The sequence below is a fragment of the Mesorhizobium sp. CNPSo 4689 genome, assembly GCF_057784325.1.
Genome location: NZ_JBWLUZ010000078.1, coordinates 1 through 5,129, shown reverse-complemented (window position 1 = coordinate 5,129; position 5,129 = coordinate 1). Strand labels below are relative to the sequence as shown.

General features: G+C 58.6%; 9 protein-coding genes and 1 pseudogene. 1 reads left to right on the top strand and 9 read right to left on the bottom strand.

Annotated features, from left to right (window positions below; all coding sequences use genetic code 11):
* The 8 genes and pseudogenes from AC04SI_RS32965 to AC04SI_RS32930 all read right to left on the bottom strand — a co-directional run.
* Positions 1–188: hypothetical protein (locus tag AC04SI_RS32965; protein ID WP_488475701.1), on the bottom strand; the 188-nt coding region annotated here is incomplete at its 3' end.
* Between the two features lie 21 nt (positions 189–209).
* A complete protein-coding gene (locus AC04SI_RS32960; protein ID WP_488475700.1) occupies positions 210–431 on the bottom strand; it encodes a DUF768 domain-containing protein in 222 nt (73 codons plus the stop codon).
* Between the two features lie 191 nt (positions 432–622).
* Positions 623–802: a hypothetical protein gene (locus AC04SI_RS32955; RefSeq protein WP_488475699.1), complete on the bottom strand. Its 180-nt coding sequence runs from the start codon at positions 800–802 to the stop codon at positions 623–625.
* A 35-nt stretch (positions 803–837) separates the two neighbouring features.
* A complete protein-coding gene (locus AC04SI_RS32950; RefSeq protein ID WP_488475698.1) occupies positions 838–1,176 on the bottom strand; it encodes a hypothetical protein in 339 nt (112 codons plus the stop codon).
* Positions 1,177–1,293: 117 nt separating this feature from the next.
* A complete protein-coding gene (locus AC04SI_RS32945) occupies positions 1,294–1,725 on the bottom strand; it encodes a YybH family protein (protein WP_488475697.1) in 432 nt (143 codons plus the stop codon).
* A 99-nt stretch (positions 1,726–1,824) separates the two neighbouring features.
* Entirely contained in the window at positions 1,825–2,058 is a 234-nt protein-coding gene (locus AC04SI_RS32940) for a hypothetical protein (protein ID WP_488475696.1), read from the bottom strand.
* The gene (locus tag AC04SI_RS32935) at positions 2,058–2,291 is read right to left on the bottom strand and encodes a hypothetical protein (RefSeq protein ID WP_488475695.1); all 234 of its coding nucleotides are present in this window, start codon (positions 2,289–2,291) and stop codon (positions 2,058–2,060) included. Before AC04SI_RS32935 ends, AC04SI_RS32940 begins: the two co-directional genes overlap by 1 nt.
* A 415-nt stretch (positions 2,292–2,706) precedes the next feature.
* Positions 2,707–3,485, bottom strand: a pseudogene (locus tag AC04SI_RS32930) (ATP-dependent DNA ligase).
* 174 nt (positions 3,486–3,659) lie between these two features.
* Here AC04SI_RS32930 and AC04SI_RS32925 point away from each other — a divergent pair.
* On the top strand, positions 3,660–4,058 hold the full coding sequence (locus tag AC04SI_RS32925; protein WP_488475694.1) for a helix-turn-helix domain-containing protein: 399 nt from the start codon (positions 3,660–3,662) through the stop codon (positions 4,056–4,058).
* 417 nt (positions 4,059–4,475) lie between these two features.
* On the opposite strand, the gene AC04SI_RS32920 is transcribed toward AC04SI_RS32925, so the two are convergent.
* Positions 4,476–4,751, bottom strand: a complete 276-nt coding sequence (locus AC04SI_RS32920) for a hypothetical protein (RefSeq protein ID WP_192177449.1) — start codon at positions 4,749–4,751, stop codon at positions 4,476–4,478.
* Positions 4,752–5,129: the final 378 nt, after the last annotated feature.

Genomic DNA, 5,129 nt, shown 5'->3' with positions numbered 1-5,129 from the left:
TGAAGAACGCCGAATTCGACCGAACGTGCGCCCCGATCTGTCTCATAGCCCTTGGCCATGAGACCGCGTTGAAGCAACGCCCGCACTGCCTCAGCACGGTTAGGAAGTCTTTTCTCAAATCGCCAAGCATCCAGGACAGCGAGTTCCTCCATGATCTGCAGACGATATGTTCGCTTGAGGGCATCCATTTTGTCAGCCCTCTCATTACCTCAGTCCGCCAAGCCGGCGTCATAATGGACGATAGCATCGAGGATGGTGCGATAGAGGCTGTGTACCTCCTCGTCGATCTCTTCCCGTCTGATCCCGACAGACCTGGCGTCGGCAATCAGCTTACGGATTAGCTCGTTAACCGAGATGACATCAGCGCTTACAGTCTGGGCGACATTTTCCGAAAGCCATTTGTGAAGGAAGTTGAGGCCGCGTGTGCTCATCTCGCCATAAGCCGGCGGACGGCAGTAGGTTCCTTCGTAAGCGCTTTGTTCGCACGGGGTTTGGGAACGTGTCGGCGTGCAGCCGCGTTGATGTCCACGTGGAGATCATACAAATGTCCGTCCATTCTATGGGCTTCGCTGCCTTTGCTGGTCACGGGCACGGATAGCTGGCTGCCTCTCTGGTGGCGGCTTTACGTCCAGAGACGCGTATCAAGTCCGAGCCGCGCTTGTTCGCTTTGGGCGAAGGCCTTGGCATCTGCCCGAGAACGGAAGCCCTTGACGCTTACCACGCCGTCTTCGATGACCCGCACATAAAGCTTGTTTCCAAGTTCCTCGATCTCGACCGAAGTCTTCCACGGTTGCTTGTTCATCAAATTGCCCCCTCTGGTTGCTGAGCGTAAAAATGTTACAACCCGCCCGCTGCCGCAAGGGGGCGGCCTTTACGCTTTTGATCTAGGCTTTCTCTCGAAAGTCGGCTTCCAGTCGCGATTGCGCGCCCGCTGCTGGCCTTCGTAATCGGGAACGCATGTGAAAACACCGGGCTGCGGTGGCGGCCCTGTGCCTTGCATTTCGAGCAGCCAAAGAGCCCGACCAGATCGTCATGCATTGAGCCGTGGTCGGCGCCGAGCCGATCGATCAGCGCTGCGATATCTAGCTTGGTGGATTTGCAGCACATCGGATGCCCGCAGTTGACATACACAGTTTCGCGGGCGGCCAGGGTGTCGGCGAGGGTCTTTTGGGGCATGGCGATCTCCGTTGAAGGGGTTCGCCGCAACGGAGGATTATATTCCTGAAAACCTGCCAATTGCCAAGGGGTCAGTCGGCGAGGTCGCCAGAAGTTGATTGTCGCCAGCTAGGCGCGCTACCGCCCAACTATGGACGCCGCCGGCCGCACCGACGTTATCGGATCGGTATGACGCAGGACGATCTTCCATGCGCCATCCTCCCGCCGGAAGATAGTGGTGGTCCGAAGAGCAATCGGCACCAGTGTGTCGGCACCGCCGACTTTGGATTGGAACCGCTCGATCTCGATGATGTACCCCAAGTCCGCCGTCGCGTACTCGGAGATGCGCTCAAAGCCGGTGGCCTCGCCGTCCCGGTAGTTGGTGGCAGCTCGATTCATGGTCTCAGCCGCTTTTGTCCATCCCTTAGCCGGTGGGCCGAACGGGTTCGCGATTACCACGTCATCACGTCGCGAATAGAGGTTTTTCAGGGGCTCAGGATCGCCCCTCACAAAGGCACCCAAAGCCAGATGATCCTGCTCGATAAATTTCGTTAGGTCGGAGGCTAACATCTTTGATGTCCACCAACTTGGTTCCCAAAATCAATCATACCGCAAGGGGCTGGCGAGGGCGAGCGCCGTGTCAACGGCCGCTTCAAAACTACCGGCGCGCTAACTCTCGTCCCTGAAATCCTGCAGCGAGGCATGGCGCAAGTCTTCCTCGCCCCGTAGGCGCTTTACACGGCCAATCAGCCCCGGCTTGACCCATTGCGTCGCCGGGCGCTTCATGCCCTTCGGCGGTGGCCCTGCATGTGCCTGGACGCGCTCCCAGAGCCGTTCCCGCATTTCCCGGTTCAAGGTGATGAAAGCCGAGCCGACATAGCGGCCTGTGCCTCGTTCGGCCATCAGGGCAGAGGCCGGCAAGCCGGCCTCTGCTCGACGCCGAGCAGATCGTATTCATTGATCCTGTAAGCTTTCGTCTTCAGCCAAGCGGTCGAGTTTCCACTTCGGTATTTGCTGTCTTTGCGCTTCGAAACCATGCCCTCGAGGCCGGCCTGCTCGAAGATGCCTGTTTCTCTGATTAAGCGCTGAATGACCGGGCCGCCCCTTAGTTGTGGTTTATCTGGCTCGTCGGCCATCGGGCACTCGCCTCTCTTACATCAGCCAACGCCGGCTATAGGGGATACGTTCCGCTCGCAGAGCGAATCTCGGCATAAGCTGGCGAGTGGCATTAAGTTCCGCTTGGAGGAAATCCACGGCGCCGGCCGAAACCAATGATAGCCGACTTCGTTCTACCTTGATCCCAAGCAAAGGCGGAGGAGCATTGTTGGGCAAGAGATTGAGCAGCAGCGATCCCGACTCGGACCGGTGTCCGTATGAGGTCGATTTTTTTGCAGAGAAGCACGGCATTCCAAGGCGCATGGCCGAAGTCATCCTGCGATCCAACGGTCCATCTCGCCATCAATGCGACGCGGCGGCCGCGGCCTACTTGCAGATCATGCAATTGCGTCAACGGCCACGGCCAGTTAAGGCGCAACCGAAATAAGTGAGCTGTCAGTTTTCCTCCCGGAAATCCTGCAGCGAGGCGTGGCGCAGGTCTTCCTCGCCGCGTAGGTGCTTCACACGGCCGATCAGCCCCGACTTGATCCATTCGTCGCCGGCCGCTTCATGCCCTTCGGTGGTGGCCCTGCATGCTCTTGGACGCGCTTCCAGAGGCGTTCGCGAACCTCGCGGTGGCGTTGATGAATGCGGAGCCGACGTAGCGGCCTGTGCCGCGCTCTGCCATTAGAGCGAATGCCGGCTTGCCTGCCTCGCGCTCGACGCCGAGAGCCGCTTCGATATTTGCTGTCCTTGCGCTTTGAAACCATGCCCTCCAGCCCGGCCTGATCGACAAGATGGAAAATTGCCTTGGCCTCGCCCTGCAAAGCCTGGCTGAACTGAATTCGACCACCGGTCGAGATCATGCTGACAAGAATCTCGCGACGGTCTTCCAGTGCCATGTCACGCAGATCGTGGCCGTTCAGATGCAGGAGATCGAAGGCGACGAAATAGAGATCGTGCTGGCGCCGCGTGATGGCTTTCCGCAGCGCTGCGAAATCGGACAGCCCTGCCTCATTGGTGACGATGATCTCGCCATCGACGATGGCGTTTTGGACGTTCAATTCTTTAGCTGCATCAACCAAGTCTCGATATTTTGCCGACCAATCGAGCCCGCGTCGGGTGAAGATCCGAACGTCTGTGTCATCAATGATGATCTGTGACCTGTACCCATCAAATTTCACCTCATGCAGCCAGCCCTCGCCCTCGGGAGGTTTCTCGACCAAGGTTGGCATCAGCGGAGGAATGAACGACAACCGGACCCGCCGGCACGCTTACGCATTGGAACGCCCCGCAAGATTGAATTTGATTCAATATCGCAGAGCTGTTTCCGTTCCGTTAGCAGACACTTAATAAGCAAGGCGGAACAATCGCTGCCAGCCGCGGTTCTCTAACAGGAGGTAGCAGCGATGTCCGACGACAACACCAAACGAGATTTCCGTGACCGCGACCGGGTGTCGGGCGACAAGGAATATGAGGTCGCCGATTTCATCAGGAACCATGGCATCGACCAGCGCGACGCTAGAGCGCGAGGCGAAAGCGCTTGCAGGCTTGTGATGACACCAGAGCAGTCGCGGGCGGCACGGGCGCTATTAAACTGGTCTCAGGTGCGGCTCGCTGCCAAGTGCGGTTTTAGCGAGGGGACAATACGCGACTTCGAAAACGGGCTTAGGACCTTGCGTCCCGCGAAGCTGGCCGCCGTATGTGATGTGCTTGAATCAGCTGGTGTCGTGTTCACGGCCGCGGGACCGTCGCGGACTAACCTCTCGGAGGGTGAAGTCGCATTAATCGGCAGCAGCCAAATGTAGCGCCCTGCGTCGTGTATGCCTGTTCCATCGGAAGAGTACCTTGGCATCCGACATCCGCGAACAGTTTTTGGGTCAGTTCGTTGGCACCCGCCGTCTCGGGGACGTTGCTAAAAAGCCCGCTCCGGTGAGGGGCCGGAGCGGGCTCTATTGTCGGGTTGTGCGACCCGAGGCGACGCGCAAAGATTTGTGCGCCACCAGCATCAAAATGTTGAGGCGGGCGGATTGTTCCAGCTGAAACCAGAAAGGCCCGCACCCATGGCCTCGCGTCGACATCGGGATCTAGAGCCAGTGTGTGCGCGCATCGTCCCCCGCCGCAGCGCGACCGGGACAAGCAGCGTCTGATCGTCAATTAAGTCTTTAGGAGCCCGCGGCCTCGGGGCAGTCGCGGGCTCTCGCAAGATTGAGAGTAGTGTCTGCTCAGTTGGCGCCGCCGAGCTGTTTGGTCATCTTGCAGAAATTGTCGTGCTCCTTGGCAATGGCCTCGTCGCCGCATTCCTTCATCATCGCGGCGCGATCTTCTTCCTTCATCGCCATCCAGGCGGCCTTGAACTCGTCGGCCGACCTCATCGTTTTCATACCGGCATCGGTGAAGAAGGGCGACATTTTCGCCGGATCGTCGAGTGCCCCTGCAAGTGCCGCAGCGGTCATCATCGAAAGCGCCATCGCGCCCATGCATAGCATCTTGAGCTTCATAGAAAGTTCCTCCTGATTCACAAGTCGTTGCAGCAACGACCTGCTCAAAGAAGGTGCGAAGTGGTGAAAAGTTCCAACGTTTGGCATCGCGAGATTGCTGCCCTTTTCGCGCGTACCCCAGCAAACCCGAGGCGGCGCCCTAGGAACTTACTAGTGCGCCACCAGCATCAAACCTTGAGCCGGCGCAGCCTGCGCCGGACACCGAGGAAGCGGCATCTGGCGCCTAGTTAGCAAGAAGCCATCCAGCCTCCATAACGCTGTTATCTCGATCGTCCATTTCCTTGCTCCTCATGCCGACTTCACTGGTGCACAACGAGGCCACAATGGGTTCGTTCCCCCGATGGGCCATGGTCCGATAGGGCGCCGGACCGAAGTCCA